The sequence below is a fragment of the Micromonospora solifontis genome, assembly GCF_003725545.1.
Classification (GTDB): Bacteria; Actinomycetota; Actinomycetes; order Mycobacteriales; family Micromonosporaceae; genus Micromonospora; species Micromonospora solifontis.
The window spans coordinates 37010-59632 of sequence record NZ_RJLN01000013.1 but is presented as its reverse complement, the minus strand read 5'-3'; the positions used below and the strand labels follow the sequence as shown (position 1 = coordinate 59632).

Annotated in this window: 15 protein-coding genes and 2 pseudogenes; 6 read left to right on the top strand and 11 right to left on the bottom strand. The window is 73.4% G+C overall.

Annotation, left to right across the window (positions count from 1 at the left end; translation table 11 throughout):
- Positions 1-112 precede the first annotated feature (112 nt).
- Positions 113-2074, top strand: coding sequence for a penicillin-binding transpeptidase domain-containing protein (locus EFE23_RS07005; protein WP_123240072.1), 1962 nt, complete (start codon positions 113-115; stop codon positions 2072-2074).
- Positions 2075-2581: 507 nt separating this feature from the next.
- Here EFE23_RS07005 and EFE23_RS07000 read toward each other — a convergent pair.
- The 6 genes and pseudogenes from EFE23_RS07000 to EFE23_RS06975 form a co-directional block, all read right to left on the bottom strand.
- Positions 2582-3682 (bottom strand): annotated as a pseudogene (locus EFE23_RS07000) (arginase family protein); the annotation flags it as partial.
- A gap of 67 nt (positions 3683-3749) precedes the next feature.
- The gene (locus tag EFE23_RS06995) at positions 3750-4670 is read right to left on the bottom strand and encodes a tetratricopeptide repeat protein (RefSeq protein WP_123240071.1); all 921 of its coding nucleotides are present in this window, start codon (positions 4668-4670) and stop codon (positions 3750-3752) included.
- Positions 4671-4808: 138 nt separating this feature from the next.
- Positions 4809-6497, bottom strand: a complete 1689-nt coding sequence (icmA, locus tag EFE23_RS06990) for a coenzyme B12-dependent isobutyryl-CoA mutase large subunit (protein WP_123240070.1) — start codon at positions 6495-6497, stop codon at positions 4809-4811.
- Positions 6498-6594: 97 nt separating this feature from the next.
- Positions 6595-7008 carry an Asp23/Gls24 family envelope stress response protein gene (locus EFE23_RS06985; protein ID WP_123240069.1) on the bottom strand — a complete coding sequence of 138 codons (414 nt, stop codon included), beginning with the start codon at positions 7006-7008 and terminating at the stop codon, positions 6595-6597.
- A 74-nt stretch (positions 7009-7082) separates the two neighbouring features.
- Complete coding sequence (gene meaB, locus EFE23_RS06980) at positions 7083-8018, bottom strand: methylmalonyl Co-A mutase-associated GTPase MeaB (protein WP_204335078.1); 936 nt, start codon at positions 8016-8018, stop codon at positions 7083-7085.
- A 59-nt stretch (positions 8019-8077) separates the two neighbouring features.
- The gene (locus EFE23_RS06975; RefSeq protein ID WP_123240067.1) at positions 8078-9277 is read right to left on the bottom strand and encodes an acetyl-CoA C-acetyltransferase; all 1200 of its coding nucleotides are present in this window, start codon (positions 9275-9277) and stop codon (positions 8078-8080) included.
- Positions 9278-10473: 1196 nt separating this feature from the next.
- Between EFE23_RS06975 and mce the strand changes: the two genes are divergently transcribed.
- From mce to EFE23_RS06950, 5 genes are all read left to right on the top strand, one after another.
- Positions 10474-10947: a methylmalonyl-CoA epimerase gene (gene mce / locus EFE23_RS06970; protein ID WP_123240066.1), complete on the top strand. Its 474-nt coding sequence runs from the start codon at positions 10474-10476 to the stop codon at positions 10945-10947.
- Between the two features lie 282 nt (positions 10948-11229).
- Entirely contained in the window at positions 11230-12585 is a 1356-nt protein-coding gene (gene ccrA / locus EFE23_RS06965; protein WP_123240100.1) for a crotonyl-CoA carboxylase/reductase, read from the top strand.
- 276 nt (positions 12586-12861) lie between these two features.
- Positions 12862-14118 (top strand): cell division protein DivIVA, encoded by a 1257-nt coding sequence (locus tag EFE23_RS06960; RefSeq protein WP_123240065.1) that lies wholly within the window; start codon positions 12862-12864, stop codon positions 14116-14118.
- A 167-nt stretch (positions 14119-14285) separates the two neighbouring features.
- Positions 14286-16301, top strand: a complete 2016-nt coding sequence (locus EFE23_RS06955; protein WP_123240064.1) for a coiled-coil domain-containing protein — start codon at positions 14286-14288, stop codon at positions 16299-16301.
- A 449-nt stretch (positions 16302-16750) separates the two neighbouring features.
- Positions 16751-17827 (top strand): AI-2E family transporter, encoded by a 1077-nt coding sequence (locus EFE23_RS06950; protein WP_123240099.1) that lies wholly within the window; start codon positions 16751-16753, stop codon positions 17825-17827.
- Between the two features lie 3 nt (positions 17828-17830).
- Here EFE23_RS06950 and EFE23_RS06945 read toward each other — a convergent pair whose 3' ends face one another.
- The 5 genes and pseudogenes from EFE23_RS06945 to EFE23_RS06925 all read right to left on the bottom strand — a co-directional run bounded on the left by EFE23_RS06945 (position 17831) and on the right by EFE23_RS06925 (position 22499).
- Positions 17831-18640, bottom strand: a complete 810-nt coding sequence (locus EFE23_RS06945; protein WP_123240063.1) for an alpha/beta hydrolase — start codon at positions 18638-18640, stop codon at positions 17831-17833.
- Positions 18641-18706: 66 nt separating this feature from the next.
- Positions 18707-19033 carry an Rv1322 family protein gene (locus EFE23_RS06940; RefSeq protein ID WP_500786051.1) on the bottom strand — a complete coding sequence of 109 codons (327 nt, stop codon included), beginning with the start codon at positions 19031-19033 and terminating at the stop codon, positions 18707-18709.
- 66 nt (positions 19034-19099) lie between these two features.
- Complete coding sequence (locus EFE23_RS06935) at positions 19100-20176, bottom strand: hypothetical protein (protein ID WP_123240061.1); 1077 nt, start codon at positions 20174-20176, stop codon at positions 19100-19102.
- Positions 20173-20668, bottom strand: a pseudogene (locus EFE23_RS06930) (SigE family RNA polymerase sigma factor). Before EFE23_RS06930 ends, EFE23_RS06935 begins: the two are co-directional and overlap by 4 nt.
- A gap of 40 nt (positions 20669-20708) precedes the next feature.
- Entirely contained in the window at positions 20709-22499 is a 1791-nt protein-coding gene (locus EFE23_RS06925) for a 3-hydroxyacyl-CoA dehydrogenase family protein (RefSeq protein ID WP_123240060.1), read from the bottom strand.
- Positions 22500-22623: the final 124 nt, after the last annotated feature.

Here is a 22623-nt window from a genome sequence, read left to right as displayed (position 1 = left end):
TCATCACACTGCCACGTGCCGGTCTTTGCCCGGTTCCGGGCGTTGGCGGGGCGGTGGGGAGCGGTCGGCCGTACTAGCGTGCAGGGCAGTTTCCAACCGGAGGGAAAGCTTCATGCCCGTGTCGTACCCCGTCCACCGCCGCCTCTCCCCCCGCCGGCCGGTCCTGGCGGCGCTGGCCGCCGCCGCGCTCGCGGCCGGCGGACTGGTCGGCTGCTCGGGCGAGGACGGGCCGGAGGCGAGTGTCGACGCCTTCCTGAAGGGCTGGCGCTCGGGCAACCTTCAGGCGGTCGGCTTCGTCGACGCGACCGGTGCCAAGATCCCGGCCGCCGAGGTGACGAAGGAGATCAGGTCGCTCTCCGGCGAGCTGGCCGACCGCCCACCGGAGCTGAGGCGGGCCGGCGACGCGAAGATCACCGCAAACACGGCCACCGCGCGGGTCCAGGTCACCTGGACGCTGCCGGGCGACACCCGCTGGGCCTACGAGAGCCCGGTACGCCTCAAGCGCGGCGGCGACGACAAGTGGCAGGTGATCTGGGAGCCGGCCGTCGTCCAGGAGAAGCTGGAGCAGGGCGACCGGCTGGCGCTGCGCCGCGACCCGGCGCCCCGGGCCGGCATCCTCGACGGCGCCGGCGCCCCGATCGTCGCGCCTCGCGCGGTGGTCCGGGTGGGCGTGCAGCCCGGCGAGGTCACCGACGTGAAGGCCCTGGTCCGGCAGCTCGACGCCGCGTTCAAGGCGATCCGGCCCGCGCTCACCCCGCCGGTCGACCTGGCCGACCTGCCCAAGCGCATCGCCGACGCGGAACCGGGCGCGTTCGTCGAGGTGGTGACGCTGCGCGACGAGGCGTACCGGCAGATCAAGCCACGGATCTACGACCTGCCCGGCACGAAGTTCCAGGCCGACAAGCTCGACCTGGCCCCGACCCGCGAGTTCGCGCGGGCCCTGCTGGGCTCCGTCGACCCGGCCCAGGCCGACGACCTCCAGGCCCACCCGGACAAGTACGTCCGCGGCGACCTGGTCGGCCACGGCGGTCTCCAGGGCCGGTACGACGACCGGCTGCGCGGCACCCCGGGGCTGACCGTGGTCACCGAACGCTCCGCGCCCGACGGCAGCACCGGCCCCACGGGGGTGGAGGTCTTCCGCGCCGAACCGAAGCCCGGCCAACCGCTGAAGACCACCCTCGACGTGGCCACCCAGAACGCCGCCGATGCGGCGCTGCGCGGCGAGTCCCGGCGCTCGGCCCTGGTGGCCCTACGGATCGGCGACGGCGCGGTGCTGGCCGCCGCGAACGGTCCCGGCCCGGCCGGCGAGAACCTCGCCTTCACCGCCCAGGTGCCGCCCGGCTCGACCTTCAAGATGGTCAGCGCGCTCGCCCTGCTCGACAAGGGCGCGGTGACGCCGACGACGACTGTCGACTGCCCGAAGACCACGGTGGTGGACGGCCGCTCGTTCAAGAACTCGGACAACTTCGAGCTGGGGTCGGTCCCGTTCACCACCGACTTCGCGAAGTCCTGCAACACCGCCTTCGTCTCGCTGGCGCCGAAGTTGGGGCCGGACGGGCTGGCCGTGGCCGGCCGCACCCTCGGCCTGGAGGGCCAGTGGGACCTCGGGGCGGACCTCTTCACCGGCAAGGTCTCCGCCAACGGTTCGGCCACCGAGCAGGCCGCCGCCGCGATCGGCCAGGGCACCACCGTGGTGAGTCCGCTCGCCATGGCCGGCGCCACCGCCGGCGTGGCCCGGGGCCACTGGGAGCAGCCGAAGCTGCTGCTCGACCCCGCGCCCGCGAAGCCCGCCCCGGCCGGCCCGGCGTTGAAGGCCGAGTCCGTGGCGGCGTTGAAGACGATGATGCGCGCGGTGGTCACCAGCGGCACCGGCAGCGCCCTGAAGGACGTCCCCGGCGAGCCGGTGTACGGCAAGACCGGCACCGCCGAGTACGACAACAACCCGGCGCACACCCACGCCTGGTTCGTCGGCTGGCAGGGCGATATCGCCTTCGCCGTCTTCGTCGAACAGGGCGGCTCCAGCACGTCCAGCGCGGTCCCGATCGCCGAGCGCTTCCTCCACGCCCTCCGCTGACCTCGCCCCACCCCGCCGACCTGCGCCGCCCGGCCACCCGGGCCACTCGCAAGGTCACGCTCGATTCAGGATGTAGTGGCCTCGAACTCGCTCGGAGACCACCACATCGACGATTGAGCAGGATCATTCACGGGGCCGCCGGCCGGCGTGGCGGGGGCGGGAAGGTCAGGCGATGTCGGCGCCGGTGCGGTGCGGGCCGGTGTCACCGGCCGGCCCGGCTGGTTCGTCCTCGACCGCCACCCGGCGCAGCCGGCCCGGCCCGGCCGCGGCCGGCGGGCCGACCGGCTCGGGCTCCGCCACGTCGTCCCGCCCGGTCACCTGCCGCAGCAGGCCCGATCCCGTCGACGACCCGAGCGCCCCGGTCCCGTTGCCCTCGTCCGCCTTCGAACCCCGTCGCAGCGACCCGGCACCGGCGTCATCAGCCGGCCCGTCCTCGGCGACCGGCAGCCGCCGCAGCAGGTCGGATCCCGACGGGTCGGGATCGTCGCCCTCCGGGCCGGCACCGTCCCGGTCGACCGGGTCGACGTCGTCGGTGGGGTCCGACACGGCGGGGCCGATCGTCTCCACGGCGACGGCGGGGGCCGGTACGGCCGCCGGCCCGGGCGGGACGGGGCGCTCGGCGGACCGCCCGTTGCCCGGCCGGGGCACCGGGGAGACGGGCCCGGGCGGCAGCAGCCGGGGCGGCACCGCGCTCGGTGCGGAGACCGGCGCGAGCCCGGCCACCACGGTGTTGACGATCTCGGCGGCGTACGACCCGTCGGGGTCGTAGTCGGGGTCGAAGACGGTCAGCTCGACCCCCAGGCAGTGCGGGGTGTCGACCAGCCCGGCGAGCAGGATCTCCAGCTCGGCGAAGGCGATCCCGCCCGGGTCGGGGGCGTCCACGGCCGGCATCACCGCCGGGTCGAGCACGTCCACGTCGATGTGCACCCAGTAGCCGGCGCAGTCGGCCAGCTGCTCGTGCGCCCACTGGGCGGTGCGGGCCGCCCCCTCGGCGCGCAGCGCCGGCACCGGCCGGGTGGTGATGCCGGCGGCCTGCAGGTCCAGCCGGTACTCGTCCTGCGCCCGGATGCCGAGCACCACCACGTCGATGTCGCGGAAGTAGGGGCGTCGCCCCTCGATGGCCGCCAGGTCGGCCTGGCCCCGGCCGGTGACCAGGGCGAGGTCCTCGCCCGCCGCCGCGCCCACGTACGAGGCGTTGCCGGGGTGGCGGAAGTCGGAGTGGCCGTCGACGAAGACCAGCCCGACCCGGCCGCCGACGGCCTCGCCGAGCCGGTGCATGGCCAGCGCCGAGCCGAGCAGCACCGAACAGTCCCCGCCCAGCACCAGCGGAAACTCGCCCCGGTCGATGATCGCGCCGATCCGGTCGGCCAGCGCCACCGAGTAGCCCGAGATCTCCCGGGCGTGGCAGACGCCGTCGCCGGGGCGCCAGTCGCCGGGATCGTACCGGGGCGGGGTGAGACAGCCGGCGTCGCGGGCCCGCAGCCGGGCGAGCAGCCCGTGGTCGCGCAGCGCGCCGGGCGCCTTCGCGCAGCCGGGGACGGAGGTCGACGTCGGCGGCCGCAGGCCGAGGTTCGTCGGCGCGTCGAGGACGGCGATCCGGCGCATCATGAGCTCCCGTCCTCGGTGGTCGGGGCGGGCCGGCCGGAACGCCGGCCCGCGCTGGCGTGCTACGAACCTAGAACAACGCGCTGGCCAGTGCCCGCCGGGCGGACGCCACGGCGGGGTCCTCCGGGCCGGCGATGGTGAACAGCGAGACGAGGTGCTGGCGGACCTTCTCCCGGTCGTCGCCCGCGCTCCGCCGGACCAGGGCGACGAGCCGGGCGTACGCCTGCTCGGCCAGGCCGCTGAGCACCTCGATGTCGGCGGCGAGGAGCTGGGCCTCGACGTCGTCGGGGGCCTGCTCGGCGGCGGCGAGCGCGGCCCGCGGGTCGGCGCCGGCCACCCGGCGGGCCACCCCGACCTGGGCCAGGCCGGCCTCGGCCGCGGCGTCCGCCGGGCTCTCGGCGAGGATCTTCTTGTACGCCGCCTCGGCGGCGTCCAGGTCGCCGGACATCAGCGCGTCGTCGGCCTCGGTGAGCCGCGGGTCCTCGGGCTCGGCGACGCTCACGCCGCCGGCCTTCAGCACGGCCTGGATCCACTGCCGGAGCTGCGCCTCGGGCACCACCCCGGAGAAGGCGTCGATCGGCTGGCCACCGACCACCGCGTAGACCATCGGGATGCCCTGGACCCGGAACATCTGGGCGAGCCGCGGGTTGGCGTCCACGTCGATCCGGGCGAGCACCCAGGCCCCGTTGCCCTCGGCGGCCAGCCGCTCGAGCACCGGCGACAGCTGCTTGCAGGGCTCGCACCACTCGGCCCAGAAGTCCACGACCACCGGGGTGGTCAACGACCGCTCCAGCACCTCGGACTGGAAGGTCGCCTCGGTCACGTCGATCACGGCCACGCCGCCGGCTGGCGTGGGGCCGCCGGGGACGCCCGCGGGCGGACCGGCCTGGGCCGGGGTGGTGGGGCGGGAGGGTTCGGGGGTGCCGCGCAGCGCGCTGAGGTCGACCGCGCCGCGGGTGAAGATCGACGAGGTGATCCGTGGGTCGCTCATGGTTATCTAGTCTCGCACGGGCCGCGCGGATCTCCGATCAGCCGCCACGGCGACAGTCGCAACTCCCACCCCGCCCGGCGTGCAAGGAAGGGCCCCTTCTTAACGCCTCGTGTAGAGAAGGGGCCCCCTGTTAACGCCTCAGAAGCGGGCGGGTTCGCGGTAGACGCCCCACTCGGCGCGGAGGGCGTCGCAGATCTCGCCGAGGGTGGCCTCGGCGCGGACCGCGTCCAGCATGGCCGGGATCATGTTCTCGCCGGTACGGGCGACGTCGACCATGCGCTGCACGGCGGCCTTGACCGCGGCGTCGTCGCGGGCCGACTTGCGCTCGGCCAGCACCCGGCGCTGCTCCAGCTCGACCTCGTGCGAGATGCGCAGGATCTCCAGGTCCTTGGCGACCGTGCCGGTGTGGCAGTTGACCCCGACGATCTTCTTCTCGCCCTTCTCCAGCGCCTGCTGGTAGACGAAGGCCGACTCGGCGATGTGGCCGGTGAACCAGCCGTCCTCGATGCCGCGCAGGATGCCCGACGTCATCGGGCCGATCTGGTGCGGGCCCTCGCCGCCGAGCTGCCGGATCCGGGCGAAGATCTCCTCCGCCTCGGCCTCGATCCGGTCGGTCAGCGCCTCGACGTACCAGGCGCCGCCGAGCGGGTCGGCCACGTTGGTCACCCCGGTCTCCTCCATCAGCACCTGCTGGGTACGCAGGGCGATCTCGGCCGACTCGTCGGTGGGCAGGGCCAGGGTCTCGTCGAGGGCGTTGGTGTGCAGCGAGTTGGTGCCGCCGAGCACCGCGGCGAGCGCCTCCACGGCGGTCCGGACCACGTTGTTGACCGGCTGCTGGGCGGTCAGCGACACGCCGGCGGTCTGGGTGTGGAACTTCAGCCAGAGAGCCTTCTCGCTGGTGGCGCCGTACACGTCGCGCAGCCAGCGGGCCCAGATCCGGCGGGCGGCCCGGAACTTGGCGATCTCCTCGAAGAAGTCCACGTGCGAGTCGAAGAAGAAGCTCAGGCCCGGGGCGAAGACGTTGACGTCCAGGCCGCGGGAGAGCCCCAGCTCGACGTAGCCGAACCCGTCGGCGAGGGTGTACGCCAGCTCCTGCGCGGCCGTCGCACCGGCCTCCCGGATGTGGTAGCCGGAGACCGAGAGCGGCTTGTACTTCGGGATCTCCCGGGCGCAGTACTCCATCAGGTCGCCGATCAGGCGCAGGTGCGGCTCCGGGTCGAAGAGCCACTCCTTCTGCGCGATGTACTCCTTGAAGATGTCCGTCTGGAGCGTGCCGTCCAGGGCGGACAGCGTGGCACCCTGCCGCTCGGCGGCGACCAGGTACATGCAGAAGACCGGCACGGCCGGGCCGGAGATGGTCATCGAGGTGGTCACGCCGGCCAGGTCGATGCCGTCGAAGAGCACCTCCATGTCGGCGGCCGAGTCGATGGCCACCCCGCAGTGGCCGACCTCACCGAGCGACTGCGGGTCGTCGGAGTCGCGGCCCATCAGGGTCGGCATGTCGAAGGCGACGGAGAGACCGCCGCCACCGGCGCCGAGGATCATCTTGTAGCGCTCGTTGGTCTGTTGGGCGTTGCCGAACCCGGCGAACTGCCGGATGGTCCAGGTCCGCCCGCGGTAGCCGGTCGGGTAGAGCCCCCGGGTGTACGGGAACTCGCCCGGCCAGCCGATCCGCTCGAACCCCGGGTACGCCACTCCCTCCGGCGGACCGTAGACCGGGTCGACGGTCATGCCGGAGAGCGTGGTGAAGTCCGCGTCGCGCTTGCGGGCGGCGTCGTAGCGGGCCTGCCAGCGGGCCCGGCCGGCGGCGATCTCGTCAGCGTCCATGCGCGGAGCTCCTCCTCGAGTCCTCGACTGAAGACCGAGTGTAGAACGGGTGCCTGAACGATCGCTAAGGATGTGCGTACCGGCCGGTAACCTCGGCTCAGGCGGAGGGCACCGCCGGCCCGCCCAGCGCCACGTCGTCGACCCGGATGTTGATCTCATCGGCCCGCAGCCCGTACGCCTCGACCGCCGCGGTCACCGCCGAGCGGACGGCGTCGGTCACCTCGGGCACCGGCCGGCCACCGTCGATCACGATGACCAGGTTGATCACCGCCGCGCCGTTGGTGACGTGGGCCGAGCAGCCGCGCCGGGCGTCGCCCACCTGGTCCAGGCCGACCTTGTCCAGCACCGCGTTGAAGAAGCGCGCCACGTCGCCGCCGAGCTCGGCCACCCCGGGCACCGACTTCGCGGCGGCCACCGCGATCTTCTCCACCACCTCGTCGGAGACGTGCGTCGCCCCGCCCGCCACCGCGTCCGGCAGCACCGACAGCTCCTGGGTCGCCTCGTCAGCCATGCTCTCCCCACCAGGTTCGTCCGGCCCCACGCGCTCGGTGAGGCGGTGCGAGCGTACTAGGTGGACGACGACCGTCAGGTGCCCAACTGCGCCAGCAGTTCACCGGCGGCCGCGTACGGGTCGATCGCGCCCTCGGCCACCTTGGCGGCGAGCGTCGGCAGCTGCGTACCGTCGCGCAGCGAGCCGATCCGGTCCCGGAGGGTGCCCAGCGCGATCGCCTCGATCTCGGCGGCGGCCCGGGCCTCCCGCCGGCGGCGCAGCTCGCCGTGGCGCTCCAGCCAGTCGCGGTGCTTGTCGATCGCGGCGGCGATGTCGTCGATGCCCTCGCCGCGCGCGGCGATGGCCCGCACCACCTGCGGCCGCCACTCCCCCGGGCCACGCTCGCCGAGCGCGATCATGCCCTGGATGTCGCGGACGGTGGCGTCGGCGCCGTCCCGGTCGGCCTTGTTGACCACGAAGACGTCGGCGATCTCCAGGATGCCCGCCTTGACCGCCTGGATGGCGTCGCCCATGCCCGGCGCGAGCAGCACCAGGGTGGTGTCCGCGAGGGAGGCCACCTCGACCTCGGCCTGCCCGACGCCGACGGTCTCCACCAGCACCACGTCGCAGCCGGCGCCCTCCAGCACCCGCACCGCCTGGGGGGTGGCCGCGGAGAGCCCGCCGAGGTGGCCCCGGCTGGACATCGAGCGGATGTAGACGCCGGGGTCGGTGGCGTGGTCCTGCATCCGGACCCGGTCGCCGAGGATCGCCCCGCCGGTGAACGGGCTGGACGGGTCGATGGCCAGCACCCCGACCCGGTGGCCGCGCGCCCGCAGCGCCCGGACCAGCTCGTTGGTGGTGGTCGACTTGCCCACTCCGGGGGAGCCGGTCAACCCGACCACCTGGGCGTGCCCGGCGTACGGCGCGAGGGCCGCCGCGACCTGCGGCAGCACCTCGTCGCCGGACTCGACCAGGGTGATCAGCCGGGCCACCGCGCGGGGGTCGCCCGCGCGGGCCCGGTCCACCAGCATCGGTACGTCCCGGCTGCGGCGCACCGGTCCGGTGGCCGCGGCCGGGCTGTGCTCGTCGGTCACTGCGCGGACTCACCACCGGACGGCACGTGGATGATCAGGGCGTCGCCCTGCCCGCCGCCGCCGCAGAGCGCGGCCGCGCCGGTGCCACCGCCCCGCCGCTTGAGTTCCAGCGCCAGGGTGAGCACCAGGCGGGCGCCCGACATGCCGATCGGGTGGCCGAGCGCGATGGCGCCGCCGTTGACGTTGACCTTGTCCGGGCTGATGCCCAGGTCACGGGTGGACTGGATGCCGACCGCGGCGAACGCCTCGTTGATCTCGATGAGGTCGAGGTCGCCGACGCCCAGGCCGGCCTTCTTCAGCGCGTGGTTGATGGCGTTGGACGGCTGCGAGTGCAGGGAGTTGTCCGGGCCGGCCACGTTGCCGTGCGCGCCGATCTCGGCCAGCCAGGTCAGCCCCAGCTCCTTGGCCTTGGCCTTGCTCATCACGACCACGGCGGCGGCCCCGTCGGAGATCGGCGAGGAGCTGCCGGCGGTGATGGTGCCGTCCTTGGTGAACGCCGGACGCAGCTTGCCCAGCGACTCGGCGGTGGTGTCCGGACGGATGCCCTCGTCCTCGCTGATCACCAGCGGGTCACCCTTGCGCTGCGGGATGATCACCGGGGTGATCTCGTCGGCGAAGTGACCGTTCTTCTGGGCGGCGGCGGCACGCTGGTGGCTGGCCGCGGAGAAGGCGTCCTGCTCCTCGCGGGTGATGCCGTGCTTCGCCCCGTGCCGCTCGGTCGACTCGCCCATCGAGCAGCAGTCCCAGGCATCGGTGAGGCCGTCCAGGGCCATGTGGTCCTTGATCGTGACGTCGCCGTACTTGTAGCCGGCGCGCTGGCCGAGCAGCAGGTGCGGCGCGTTGGTCATGGACTCCATGCCGCCGGCCACCACGATGTCGAACTCGCCGGCCCGAATGAGCTGGTCGGCCAGGGCGATCGCGTCCAGGCCGGAGAGGCAGACCTTGTTGATGGTCAGCGCCGGGGTGGACATCGGGATGCCCGCCTCGACCGCCGCCTGGCGGGCCGGGATCTGGCCCGCGCCGGCCTGGAGCACCTGCCCCATGATCACGTACTGCACCTGGTCGGGGGCGACGCCGGCCCGCTCCAGCGCCGCCTTGATCGCGACGCCGCCGAGCTTGGTCGCGGGGAGGTCCTTGAGGTTGCCCAGCAGCCGCCCCATCGGGGTCCGCGCGCCGCTGACGATCACCGAAGCCATGCCTGCCTCCGAGGGGGTGCCAAGCTGTCCGCCTTAACGATTGTTAGGACGCACCATATCTGCCGGGGACAGCGACAGTACGGTGACCCCGAGCACGTCCGCAATGCGCACGAATCATGACGATCAATACCTTGGCGGGCGCGCCACGGCTCTCGGCAGCCCCGGTCCGGCCGGCCCGACGGGCGATCCAGCAGGCCGCGGCGCGGCGGCGGGCTCAGCCCCGCCCCGGTTGCCGCCGGCGCGGTGGTACCGGACCCCTGGGCGCCGACGCCGCCGACGGGTGGGCCGGTCGGCCGGCGACCTCGATCCGCGGGGTCCGGTCCGGCGGCAGGTGCCCCAGCTCCGCGACCACCACCACGTCGACCTTCCCGTCGACCATCAGCTGCCTGACCTCGTCCCAAGGCGGGCTCCACGCCCTTGAGGCGGCGCTCCGCGTCGTTGACCGCGTCCCGCAGCGTCCCGCCACCGTTCGGGTGCAGCTCCGTCTCGATCCGCCACAGCCGCTCCGGCACCCCCGGGACGGCGTCGTGGCCCGGCCTGGCCGGCACCCCGTACCAGTCCCTCCCGGAACTCCTCGTTCTGCCGGGCCAGCCGACGCAGCGGCCGGCTCACCGTCGCGGCCAGGGTCAGCGCACTGAGGATGGCACCCAGCACCACACCGGCCGCCGCCCACTGCTCCAGCGTCATGCCGACCGCTCCCGGGGCCGAGCGCCCGCGAGCGCCTCCCGGCCGCCCGACTCTCGCCGGTCAGGCCGGCGGCGACCCCCGGATCGGCACCGGTGTCGCCGGCCAACCGCCAGGCCGGGCGGCGCCCGGTGGCCGGACGCGCTGCCCTCCGGCGTCCTGCCGCGCTGCTTCCCTACCGTGCACACGGCTCGGACCTCCCCGAGTCCGGTCGGTGCCCCCGGGTCGGGCCGCGAGCGCTGGCCGGGGGCGACCATTGCTGATGAGCGTGCCGGTTCGAATCCTGCTCGCCACCGGTCCAGCAGGGCATCCTCCGTACAGCAGGACGACGGGAACGCGGCCGCGCGCCGCTCGGGCGTACGGCGGATGTCGGCGGGATGACCTCCTCCGGGCTCGGCCGTTCGACCGAGGCTCGCGCCCGGGACGCCGGCGCATGGCCCGGTCAGTGGGAGTGACATGCCCGACTGGCTGCGACCTCCCTCCGGAACGATCGTTAGGTCAGACTTGACGCCATGGCTGAGAACTCCCCCGTCGAGCCCGCTGCCGACGTCGTCACGGACATCGGTCTGCGCCGCATCGACCATGTCGGGATCGCCGTGGCCGACCTGGACGCCGCGATCGACTTCTACGGACGCACCTTCGGGATGCGCTGCGTGCACACCGAGACCAACGAGGAGCAGGGCGTCCGCGAGGCGATGCTGGCGGTCGGCCCGACCACCGAGGGCGGCTGCGTGCAGCTGCTCGCCCCGCTGTCGCCCAGCTCGACGATCGCCAAATTCCTGGACCGCAACGGGCCGGGGGTGCAGCAGGTGGCGTACACGGTGGCCGACATCGACGCGGCCTGCGCGACGCTGCGCGAGCGCGGGGTCCGGCTGCTCTACGAGACCCCGAAGCGGGGCACCGCCGACTCGCGGATCAACTTCGTGCACCCGAAGGACGCCGGCGGCGTCCTGGTCGAGCTGGTCGAGCCCGCCGCGGGGCGCTGACCCGGAGGGAGGGGCCCGGACGCGAGGGCCCCTCCGATTCCGGAAACCGAGCACGCCAATGCGTGGTTCCGCGTTCCCATGGACAGCTCCACGCATCGGTCGATGCAGTTTTTCACACAGACCTTCCGACCCTAGCTACCGTTCAGTAACGTCCGGCCCCACAGGAACGCGACCGGTGCCGGATGTGTCGATTGCCGACATGGCGGTCCCGTCGCACCGGCGCCGACGATGGCAGCACCCCTGCCCGCCCCGGTGCGGGTGCGCAACGAACGGGAGGTCACCGTGCAGGACATCCTCGAAGCGATCATGGCGGCGGAGGGATCCGCGCAGCCGGAGCGGGAACTCGCCGGCCTCGCCGGCCTGCCGGTACCGGAAAGCTACCGGGGCGTGGTGGTCCGCGCCGAGGACACCCGGATGTTCGACGGCATGGCCACCCGGGACAAGGACCCGCGCAAGGCGCTGCACATCCAGGAGGTGCCCACCCCCGAGCTCGGCCCGGGCGAGGCGCTGGTGGCGGTGATGGCCAGCGCCATCAACTACAACACCGTCTGGACCAGCATCTTCGAGCCGCTGCCGACCTTCAAGTTCCTCCAGCGCTACGGCCGGCTCTCCGAGCTGACCCGCCGGCACGACCTGCCGTACCACGTGGTGGGGTCGGACGCGGCCGGCGTGGTGCTGCGGACCGGGCCCGGGGTGACCCGGTGGAAGGCCGGCGACGAGGTGGTCGCGCACTGCCTCTCCGTCGAGCTGGAGGACGCCGCCGGCCACGACGACACGATGCTCGACCCGCAGCAGCGGATCTGGGGCTTCGAGACCAACTTCGGCGGCCTGGCCGAGCTGGCCGTGGTGAAGGCCAACCAGCTGATGCCCAAGCCCCGCCACCTGAGCTGGGAGGAGGCGGCCAGCCCCGGGCTGGTCAACTCCACCGCGTACCGGCAGCTGGTCTCGCACCACGGGGCGAACATGAAGCAGGGTGACGTGGTGCTGATCTGGGGCGCCTCCGGCGGCCTCGGCGGCTACGCCACCCAGATGGCGCTCAACGGCGGGGCCATCCCGGTCTGCGTGGTGTCCTCCCCGGAGAAGGCCGAGCTGTGCCGGAAGATGGGCGCCGAGCTGGTGATCGACCGCACCGCCGAGGGCTTCCGGTTCTGGAAGGACGAGGAGACCCAGGACCAGGACGAGTGGCGCCGCTTCGGCGAGCGGATCCGCGAGCTGACCGGCGGCGAGGACCCGGACATCGTCTTCGAGCACCCGGGCCGGGAGACCTTCGGCGCCAGCGTCTACGTCGCCAAGAAGGGCGGCACGATCGTCACCTGCGCCTCCACCAGCGGCTATCTGCACCAGTACGACAACCGCTACCTGTGGATGCACCTGAAGCGGATCGTCGGCAGCCACTTCGCCAACTACCACGAGGCGTGGCAGGCCAACCGCCTGGTGGCGCTGGGCAAGGTGCACCCGACCGTGTCGAAGACCTACCCGCTGGAGCAGACCGGCCAGGCCGCGTACGAGGTCCACCGCAACGCGCACCAGGGCAAGGTCGGGGTGCGCTGCCTCGCCCCGGCCGACGGCCTCGGCGTCCGGGACGCCGAGTTGCGGTCCCGCCACGAAACGGCGATCAACCGGTTCCGCGGGCACTGACCCGTCCGGCTGATCCCGGCACGACCAAAGCGCGGAGTGGGCATTGCCTTTCCATCGCGCCGGACACCATTTGATTGCCGTCCGACAAAGGGCCGCGGGCGATCCGCCCGCGGCCTTTTCGTGCCCACCCCGGGTGCCGGCCGGCGTGCCCGGGACCTGCCAAGATCGCCGTTTGGTCCGGTCCCGCCGGACCAGCGAAGTTGACCATGTAATGAGGACACGAAAGCTGCCCACCGCTCTTGCGAAGCACCCTGGGGCGTCTGCCAGTATGTCCCAATGCCCCAGCAGCAGTCCTCCCCTCTTGCGTTCTTCGACAACGCGAACTCCCAGCCCGATTTCACGGTCACCCTCCGCGGATACGAAAAGGGTCAGGTCGACGACTTCATCGGCCGGCTGAGCGCCGCGCTGACCCAGTCCGAGCAGGCCCGCGCCGAGGCCGAGCAGCGGATGAACGACGCCCAGCGTCGGCTCCGCCAGGCCGAGCAGCGCCAGGGCGCGCTCGAGCAGAAGCTCGCCGACACCAACAAGCAGCTCGAGGAGAACAGCCGGCCCACGCTCTCCGGCCTGGGCACCCGCGTCGAGCAGATCCTCCGGCTGGCCGAGGAGCAGGCCAACGACCACCGCAACGAGGCCAAGCGCGAGTCGGAGGGCATCCTGTCCGCCGCCCGGCTGGAGGCGCGGGAGATCACCGACAAGGCGCGCGCCGAGGCCGCCGCCATGAAGGCCACCGCCGAACGGGAGGCCGGCAGCGTCCGGACCGCCGCCGAGCGCGAGGCCGCCGAGGTCCGGGTGCAGGCCCGCCGCGAGGCGGACACCCTACGCGCCGACGCCGAGCGGGAGACCAAGCAGCTGCGTACGGTCACCGCGCACGAGGTGGCCGAGCTGAAGTCCACGGTCGAGCGTGAGGTCGCCACCCTGCGGGCCACCGCCGAGCGGGAGATCACCCAGCAGCGGGCGAAGGCCGCCCGGGAGGCCGAGGAGAAGCGGGCCGAGGCGACCAAGCTGCTCACCGACGCCCGGGACAAGCGGGACAAGGACCTGCAGGCCCTGGAGCTGCAGCTCGCCGAGCGGCGGGAGAAGGCCGAGCGCGAGGAGTCGGAGCGGCACGCCGCCCAGGTCGCGCAGACCCAGAAGCTGGTCAGCGAGGCGGAGCAGCGGGCCCGGGCCGCCCAGGAGCGGGCCAAGGAGATCGAGCAGCGGGCCGAGGCCCGCCGGGTCGAGTCCGAGCGCACCGCCAACGAGACGGTGGACAAGGCCAAGGCGCTGGCCGACAAGACGCTGAACGAGGCGAAGGCCGAGGCGCAGCGCGTGCTCAGCGAGGCCCGCACCGAGGCCGAGCTGACCACCCAGGCCGCTCGCCGCGAGGTCGAGGACCTGACCCGGCAGAAGGACGCCGTCACCTCCCAGCTCGGTCAGATGCTCTCCGGTCTCGCCGGCATCGTGCCGGGCGTGCCGCAGGGCGGCGCCAAGCCGGAGGCGGCGGCCAAGGCCGACGGCGGCGAGCAGAAGGTCACGGCCGAGTCGGCCAGCTGAACACCACCCACAGCGGGGCATGAGCCGCGGCGCGGGGTGACACCGGGTGACCGGTGTCGCCCCGCGCCGTCATGCTTTCCGGTCCGTTTCGCCACCTCAGTGAAGTAGGTCCCAACAGGGGCGTCCGTATCGCCCCAGCAGAGCCGGATGCGTGTGAGGATGGGGGCATGTCGCACGGCGAGGAACTGTTCGCGCTCGGCGGTGATGTGACCACGGAGCCCAGCTTCGAGTCCGCGCTGCGGGGTTACGACAAACGACAGGTCGACCGGTACGTCGCTCGCGCCGAGCACGAGATCGCGGCGCTGACGGGCGAGCGGGAGCAGGCGTACACCCAGATCCACAAGCTGGCCGGCCAGGTGGAGGTGCTGCAACGCGACCTCGCCCAGGTGCGCAAGCAGGTGGGTGTGGTCGACCGGGCCTCGTTCCGGCACCTCGGCCCCCGGGTCGAGCAGATCCTCACCATGGCCGAGGAGCAGGCGGACGAGATCCTCGCCGCCGCCAACGAGGAGATCGAGGCCCGTCGGGCCGCCGCCGAGCACATCGTCGAGGAGGCCCGGGAGCAGGCCGCCCAGGCGCTGAAGGACTTCGAGATCGCGCTCGCCGCCCGGCGGGCCGAGGAGGAGCGGCACACCGCGACCCGCAAGGCCGAGGCGGAGGCCACCCTCAAGGCCGCCAAGGACGAGGCGGCGAAGCTGCGGAAGAACGCGCAGGACGCCCTGGCCACCGCGCAGCAGGAGGCGACCCAGCTCCGGGACACCGCCAAGGAGATCCACGCCCGGGCCCAGCAGGAGGCCGCCCGGCTGCGCGAGACGGCCAAGGAGGCGCTGGCCAAGGCCCAGCAGGAGGCCACCCAGCTCCGCGAGGCGGCCAAGGAGGTGCACGCCAAGGCGCAGCAGGAGGCGAAGCGCCTCACCGAGGCCGCGGCCGAGGCCGGCCGGGCCACCCACGCGAAGGCGCTCGCCGAGGCCAAGAAGATCGTCGACGACGCGGAGGAGGCGGCGAAGGCCACCCGGGGGCGGGCGCGGACCGAGGCCAACCGGCTCACCAGCGAGGCCGTCGAGGCCGGCAAGCGCAACCGCGCCGAGGTCGAGGCGTACGTGCAGCGGATGCGCAGCGAGACCGAGGCGTACGTGCAGCAGGCCCGGGCCCAGACGCAGCAGGAGCTGGGCACCTGGCGGGCCGGCGTGGAGAAGGAGGTCAACGCCCGGCGCGAGGCGGCCGACAAGGAACTGGCCCAGCGCCGCGCCGCCGCCGAGCAGGAGTACGCCAAGCGCCGCGACGAGCTCGACAAGCAGCACAAGAAGCGGCAGGACGAGCTGGAGAAGACGTACGCCGACCGGCAGCGGGAGGTCGAGCAGGGCGCGGCCACGATCCGGCAGGCGGCCGAGCAGGACGCGCTGACCATGCGCCGGCGGGCCGAGGAGGAGGCCGCCGAGCTGCTGAAGCGCGCCGAGGAGGAGGCCACCGGGAAGCGCCGCAAGGCCGACGAGCACGTCGCCGCCTCCCGGCGCCAGTTCGAGGAGTACGCGGCCACCACCCAGCAGCACCTGGCCACCACGCAGCAGCACCTCGCCGCCACCCAGCAGGAGGTGGCCGCCGGCCGGCAGCAGCTCGCCCAGGTGATGCTGGAGATCGCCCAGGCCCAGCAGGAGCTGGCCGACCTGCGCACGGAGACCTGGAAGTCGCGGCAGGAGTCGGACGACCTCCAGCGCCGGCTGGCCGAGCTGCGGATCGCCGGGGCCAGCGCAGGGCTGACCGCCACGCCGGTGGATCCCGACGAACTGGCCGTCGCGGCCGGCGGCGACGCCGGGCAGGGTTCGGACTCGACGGGCACCGCCGGGAAGGGCGCCGCACCGGTGACCGCCCGGGGCAGCGCGGCCGTCTCCCCCAACGGCAAAGGACCGGCGACGGCCACCGAGCCGGCGACGACGACCGCCGAACCGGTGGCGGAGACCGACGCGGACGCCGGGAAGGCTCGGCCGGTCGCCGAGCCGGTCACCACGGTGGACGGCGCCGGCGGAGTGGACGGCGAGCCGACCGTGGCCGCCGTGCCGGGCGAGGGTGGCCGGGGCGCCACCCCCACGAAGATCACCAGCACCGGTGAGAACGGCAAGCGTCCGACCAAGCCGACCACCGACGAGCGCAGCGCCAAGCCGAGCACGGTCACGGTCGAGAAGGAGTGAGCACCCGGGCGTCCGGCACCTCGCCGGACCGCCCGGGCCGCCCCACCACCGCCGCGGCGCCCCTCGCTGCGCCCGGAGCGCGGCAGCCCACCGGGCCCGTCGGATCGGCCCACGGCCGGCCCGCCGGCGCCCGATCCCGATTCGTACTGCCGACCCGGGTCGTCCCCGCCCGTACCCGGGGCACGCCGACGGGAGCGACCGGCCGGACGCCGGAGCCCCGGCAGGGATGGCCGGTGGGCGACCCTGCGGCTACCCTCCGGGCAGGAGATCACCCGTTCCGGTACGGGTACGCCGGGGCGCAGTCCGGGGGAGGTCGCGTGACGCAGGACGGGCCGTCGGGCGAGGTGCGACCGGAGGACCCGGACCCCCTGGGCGCGTCGCGTCCCGAGGCCGAGCGCGTGGCCGGGGCCGAGCCGGCCGGCGGCCGCCCGGACAGCGGCGTCGACGAACTGGCCGAGCCGACCGAGTTCGAGCCGAGCGGACGGTTCGGCGTACCGGGCAAGCCGCTGCGGCGCAGCAGCTTCCTGGTCGGCTTCACCGGGGCGCTCGGCGTCTTCCTGGCGTACGCGGTCTTCCTGGGCGTCCGCAACTCCGCCGGCATCCTGGTGCTGGTGGTGATCGCGCTCTTCCTCGCGGTCGGCCTGCACCCGGCGGTGGTCCGGCTGCGCGGCTGGGGCGTGCCGCACGGGCTGGCGGTGGCGGCCGTGACGCTGACCGTGGTGCTGCTCATCGTCGGCGGCCTGCTGGCCCTGGTGCCGCCGGTGGTGACCCAGTCCGGGCAGTTCATCCAGCACCTCCCCGGCTACGTCGAGGACCTGCGCCGCAATCCCACGGTCAACGACCTGGTCGTGCGGTACGACGTGATGCAGCGGGTCCAGTCCGTGGCGAACGCCGACACCCTCGGCCGGCTCCTCGGTGGTGTGCTGGGCGGGGCACAACTGATCTTCGGCACCCTCTTCCGGGCCCTGACCATCCTGGTGCTGACCATCTACTTCCTGGCCTACTTCGACCGGCTGCGCGACCTCGGGTACGCGCTGGTGCCGCGCTCCCGCCGAGAGCGGGTCCGGCTGATCGGCGACGAGATCCTGACCCGGGTCGGCGCGTACATGGTCGGGGCGCTGGCCATCGCGGTGCTGGCCGGGGCGACCACCTTCGTCTTCGCGCTGGTGGTCGGCCTGCCGTACCCGTTCGCGCTGGCCGTGGTGGTCGCGGTGACCGACCTGATCCCGCAGATCGGCGCGACCCTGGGTGCCGTGGTGGTGACCCTGGTCGGCCTGGCCACCGACCTGCCGGTCGGGATCGCCTGCCTGGTCTTTTTCGTGATCTACCAGCAGGTGGAGAACTACCTCATCTACCCCAAGATCATGCGCCGGGCGGTCTCCGTCAACGAGGTGGCGGCGCTGCTCGCCGCGCTGCTCGGGGTGTCGCTGCTGGGCGTGGTCGGCGCGCTGATCGCGATCCCGACGGTGGCCGCCCTCCAGCTCATCCTCCGCGAGGTGATCCTCCCCCGCCAGGACTCCCGCTGACGGTCAGCCCGCCCGCCGCTGCTGCGGACCGGGGACCGGGGTGTCGGCGAACGCGGCCACCGTGCGATCCGCGTACGCGCTGACGTCGCCGGTCTCCATCGGGCCGTCCCAGGTGGTGGGCAGCGGCACCGGCACGGCCGGGTTGACCCGCCGGACGATCTCGTCGAGCACGGTCTCCGCGTCGCCGACCCAGAGGTGCTTGGCGCCGGGCACCCCGACCACCTCGGCCTGGGGCACCGCCGCGAAGCGCTGCCGGGCCTCGTCCGGGCGCAGGTAGTCGTCGAACTCGGGCACCAGCGCGGTCAGCGGCTTGCCCGACCCGGCCCAGACGGCCAGGTCCTCGGGCGTGGAGTAGCGCAACGGCGGGGAGAGCAGGATGGCGCCGGCCACCCCCGGGTCGCAGCCGTACCGGATCGTCAGGTCCGTGCCGAACGACCAGCCCACCAGCCAGATGTTGGGCAGCTCGGCGAACTCGGCGTACTCGATCGCGGCGGCCACGTCGAAGCGCTCGCCGACGGCGTTGTCGAACGCCCCCTCGCTGGTGCCGCGGACGCTGCTGGTGCCCCGGGTGTTGAACCGGAGCACGGCCAGGTCGGCCAGCGCGGGCAGCCGCCAGGCCGCCTTGCGGAACACGTGGCTGTCCATCATCCCGCCGTGGGTGGGCAGCGGGTGCAGGCAGACCAGGGTGCCGGCCGGCTCCCGGTCCAACGGTCGGGCCAGCTCACCGACCAGGGTCAGCCCGTCAGCGGTGTGCAGCTCGATGTCCTCCCGGTGACCGGGCAGGATCGACGACGCACGGATCGGTGTGCTCACCGTCCCAGTTTCCCGCGCCGCCGCGCCCGCCGCCCGCCGGGGCGGAAACAGGGTGATCCAGATCGCTCAGCCGTGCCGGGGGGCGCCCCGGCCGCGCTGGAGGTTCGGCCCGCGCCGGTCCCGCGCCCGCCAGCAGCCGCTGTGCCAGTGCCGCCGGTCGGTCAGGTCACCCCGGTCGTCGGCCGGCCAGGCGACCACGTGCGCCACCCCGGGGCGGATCTCCTGGTCGCAGCCGGGACAGCGGTACGTCTTGACCGACGCCCCGCCGCTGATCCCGCGTACCTGCCAGTCGCCGTCGCGCCACTGCTGGACGGTCGGCACGCCCTGGCGTACCCGCTCGGCGTCCAGCTGGGTGTTCTCGTCCCGGCGGGGACGGTTGCGACGGGGGCTCACGGTCACCAAGCGTACGGGCCGCCGGCCGGACCGGCCCGGGTCGGGCGGTCCGGCCGGCGGTGCCGGTCACTTCCAGGTCTCCGGGTCGGTCAGCTCCTTCGCCACCTGCGCTCCGGCCAGCACGCTCGTCGCGTCGGCCTCCGTGAAGGAGACCTGACCTCTGGGTGGGTCGCCCAGCCACGGCCAGCCGAAGTCGGCGGTCAGGTGTGCCCTCGGAATGCCGAGCAGTTCGAGCTTCGTGCCATCCGGATACAGGTAGCCGGGACGGCCACCGACGGTGCGGTTGCCCTGGACGCGATCGGCCACGATCTGCGCCCCGTACTGCAACCGCACCCACATGTTCGTCGACGGCTGCCGGTAGAGGACCAACTCGACGTTGAGACCCTCGGGGAAGGCGGCGGCGTCGACGGAGCAGCTGGCCAGCCGCGCACCCGCCGGCAGGTCGCCCAGCCGCAGGGGCGTGGCGCACCGGCGTGCCTCACCCCAGCGGATGGCGTCCACGGCCTTGGCCAGCATGCGCCGGTCGACGCTGCCGAGCACGCTCGCCCGGGCGTACAGGCCGGGGACGGGCTGCCAGGCCTTCACCAGACCACCGGCACCGTTGCTGAACGGCCGGACGACGCCGTCGAAGGTCACCGGAATCGCCCCCTGCTCGGCCGGGAGACCATCGAGCAGCAGCTCGCCGACCGCCTTCGCGGAGCGGCCGACCTGGAGCACGACCGCCGGCCCGCCCCCGACACTCAACCGGATCGACTCGATCTGGCCGCCGTACACCGCCCAGCCCAGATAGCGGGCCCGGGCGGTGTCCACGCCCACGTGCAGGACCTGGGCGTTTGTGCCGACCAGGTCGGGGCGCTCGGCAGCGCCGGGCACCCCGTCGGCGCGGGGTGGCACCGGCGCGGCGGCGGTGGGCGTGGCCGCGCCCCAGGGCACCCGCCCGGAGAGCCCGCCGAGATCCGTGCCGGTCACCCCGACGAAGCCGAGCACCCCGACCAGGGCCAGGGCGGTGCCGGTGGCGGCCCGGCGGCGCACCTGCCGGCGCCGGCCGAGCGTACGGGAGTTCCGCAGCAGGCGGTGCGTGTCGGTCTCCCCTTCGGCGCGTTCCCGCAGCACCGAGGCGATCCGCTGGTCGAGGTCGGTCACGGCCGGCTCCCCTGGGTCGTCGGGGCGCCGCAGCGCTCCCGGAGATTGGCGAGCGCCCGCATCGCGTGGGTACGGACGGTGACCGGCGAGCAGTCGAGAATCTGGGCGATCGTGGCGTCGTCCAGGTCCTCGTAGTAGCGCAGCACCAGCACGGCGCGCTGGCGGTCGGGCAGCGCCCGGATCAGCCGCCACATCGCGTCCCGATCGGCCGCCTCGCCGCCGAGGTCGCCCCGGTGGGCCCGGTCGGCGAAGGTGTCCACGGCCAGCTCCCGGCTGGACCCGGCGCCGCCACCAGGAGTTGTTGGCGTTGACCAGCATCCGGCGCACGTACACGTCGGGCCGGTCGGCCCGGGCGATCTTCCGCCAGTGCACGTACGCGCGCGCCAGCACGTCCTGGGTCAGGTCCTCGGCGCGGTGCTCGTCGCCGGTCAGCAGCCGGGCCAGGCGCATCAGGGCCGGGCCGCGGCTGCCGACGTACTCCTCGAAGGTCACACCCTCAAGACGCCGTCACCGGCGCCCGGTGTTGACCGGGTCAGCGGTTGGTGTGGTCGCGGAAGCCACGGCCGCTCTTGCGGCCCAGGTAGCCGGCGGTGACCAGGTGCTCCAGCAGCGGCGCGGGCGCGAAGCCCGGCTCGCGCAGCTCCAGGTAGAGCTCCCGCTGGATGGCCAGCGAGACGTCCAGCCCGACCACGTCCAGCAGCTCGAACGGGCCCATCGGGTAGCCGCAGCCGAGCTTCATCGCGTGGTCGATGTCGTCGGCGGTCGAGTAGCTGGCCTCCAGCATCTTCACCGCGTCGTTCAGGTACGGGAAGAGCAGCGCGTTGACGATGAAGCCGGACCGGTCCCCGCAGACCACACCGGTCTTGCCCAGCGCCGCGCAGACCGCGCGGGCGGTCGCGGTGGTCTCCGTCGAGGTGCGGATGGTCTGCACGATCTCCACCAGCGGCATGATCGGCGCCGGGTTGAAGAAGTGCAGGCCGACCACGTCGGCCGGGCGCTGGGTGGCCATCGCCACGTCGATCACCGGCAGCGACGAGGTGGTGGTGGCGAGCACGACGCCCGGCTTGCAGATCTCGTCGAGGCTGGCGAACAGCGCCTTCTTGACGCTCAACTCCTCGACCACCGCCTCGACCACCAGGTCGACGTCGGCGAGGTGTTCCAGGGTGGCCGACCAGGTGACCCGGCCCAGCGCGGCATCCCGGTCGGCCTCGCTGAGCTTGCCCCGGACCACACCCTTGTTCAGCGAGGTCTTGACCGTCTCGCAGACCTTGGCGGACTTCTCCGCGCCCCGGGTCACCGAGATGACCTCGTACCCGGCCTTGGCGAAGACCTCGATGATGCCGGTGGCCATGGTGCCGGAGCCGACCACGCCGACCTTGGCGATGGCCCGGGCGCCGTCGGCGAGCGCGGCGCCCGTCGCCACCGGGGTGTGCTCATCCGGTACGACCTTCGGCGACCCCGGCCGCTCGTAGGTGTAGAAGCCCCGGCCGGACTTCCGGCCGAGCAGCCCGGCGGTGACCATCTGCTTGATCAGCGGCACCGGGGCGTGCCGGCGGTCCCGGCCGCCGCGCCGGTACATGGTGTCCAGGATCTCGTACGCGGTGTCCAGGCCGATCAGGTCCATCAGCGCGAGCGGCCCCATCGGCAGGCCGCAGCCGAGCTTCATCGCGGCGTCGATGTCCTCGCGGGTGGCGTACCGCGCCTCGAACATGCTCACCGCGTGGTTCAGGTAGCCGAAGAGCAGCGCGTTGGCGATGAAGCCGGCGCGGTCGTTGATGGTCACGTCGACCTTGCCGAGCCGCTCGCAGAGCGCCTCCACGTCGGCGACCACGTCGGCGGAGGTGACCACCGTGCGGACCACCTCGACCAGCTTCATGACCGGGGCCGGGTTGAAGAAGTGGATGCCGATGACCTGGTTCGGCCGGGTGGTGGCGACCGAGATCTCGGTGACGCTCAGCGACGAGGTGTTGGTGGCCAGGATGGCCTCGGGCTTGCAGACCCGGTCCAGCTCGGCGAAGATCCGCTGCTTCAGGTCCAGGTGCTCCGGGACGGCCTCGACGACCAGGTCCACCGAGTGCAGCGCGTCCAGCCCGACCTGGAAGTCGACCCGGCTCAGCAGGGCGTCCCGGTCGGCCTCGGCGAGCTTGCCCTTGGCCACCGCCCGATCGGTGGAGCCGGTGAGGGTGGCCCGGCCGCGCTCCACGGCCGCCGCGGAGATCTCCACGGCCACCACGTCGATGCCGTTACGGGCGAAGACCTCGACGATGCCGGCACCCATGGTGCCCAGACCCACCACACCCACACTGGTGAACTCGCGCGCCACGACCGGCCTCCCCTTGGTTGACTCCACCGTTGCCGACATGAACGGCCGCTAAGGTTATGCGCCGGAGTCTGCCACGTGACGCTGCGTTGTCGAGACGCCGTGGGATATTTCACGGTCCGGGCGG

Bases quoted from the DNA above. Each gene is read 5' to 3' on its own strand.
- meaB (WP_204335078.1), bottom strand. From the start codon at position 8,018: ATGCTGGTGGACCGGGCCCGCGCGGGCGACCCCCGCGCGGTGGCCCGG.
- EFE23_RS07005 (WP_123240072.1), top strand. From the start codon at position 113: ATGCCCGTGTCGTACCCCGTCCACCGCCGCCTCTCCCCCCGCCGGCCG.
- EFE23_RS06995 (WP_123240071.1), bottom strand. From the start codon at position 4,670: ATGAGCGACCCACGGATCACCTCGTCGATCTTCACCCGCGGCGCGGTC.
- EFE23_RS06955 (WP_123240064.1), top strand. From the start codon at position 14,286: ATGTCGCACGGCGAGGAACTGTTCGCGCTCGGCGGTGATGTGACCACG.
- EFE23_RS06960 (WP_123240065.1), top strand. From the start codon at position 12,862: ATGCCCCAGCAGCAGTCCTCCCCTCTTGCGTTCTTCGACAACGCGAAC.
- EFE23_RS06975 (WP_123240067.1), bottom strand. From the start codon at position 9,277: ATGGCTTCGGTGATCGTCAGCGGCGCGCGGACCCCGATGGGGCGGCTG.
- mce (WP_123240066.1), top strand. From the start codon at position 10,474: ATGGCTGAGAACTCCCCCGTCGAGCCCGCTGCCGACGTCGTCACGGAC.
- icmA (WP_123240070.1), bottom strand. From the start codon at position 6,497: ATGGACGCTGACGAGATCGCCGCCGGCCGGGCCCGCTGGCAGGCCCGC.
- EFE23_RS06985 (WP_123240069.1), bottom strand. From the start codon at position 7,008: ATGGCTGACGAGGCGACCCAGGAGCTGTCGGTGCTGCCGGACGCGGTG.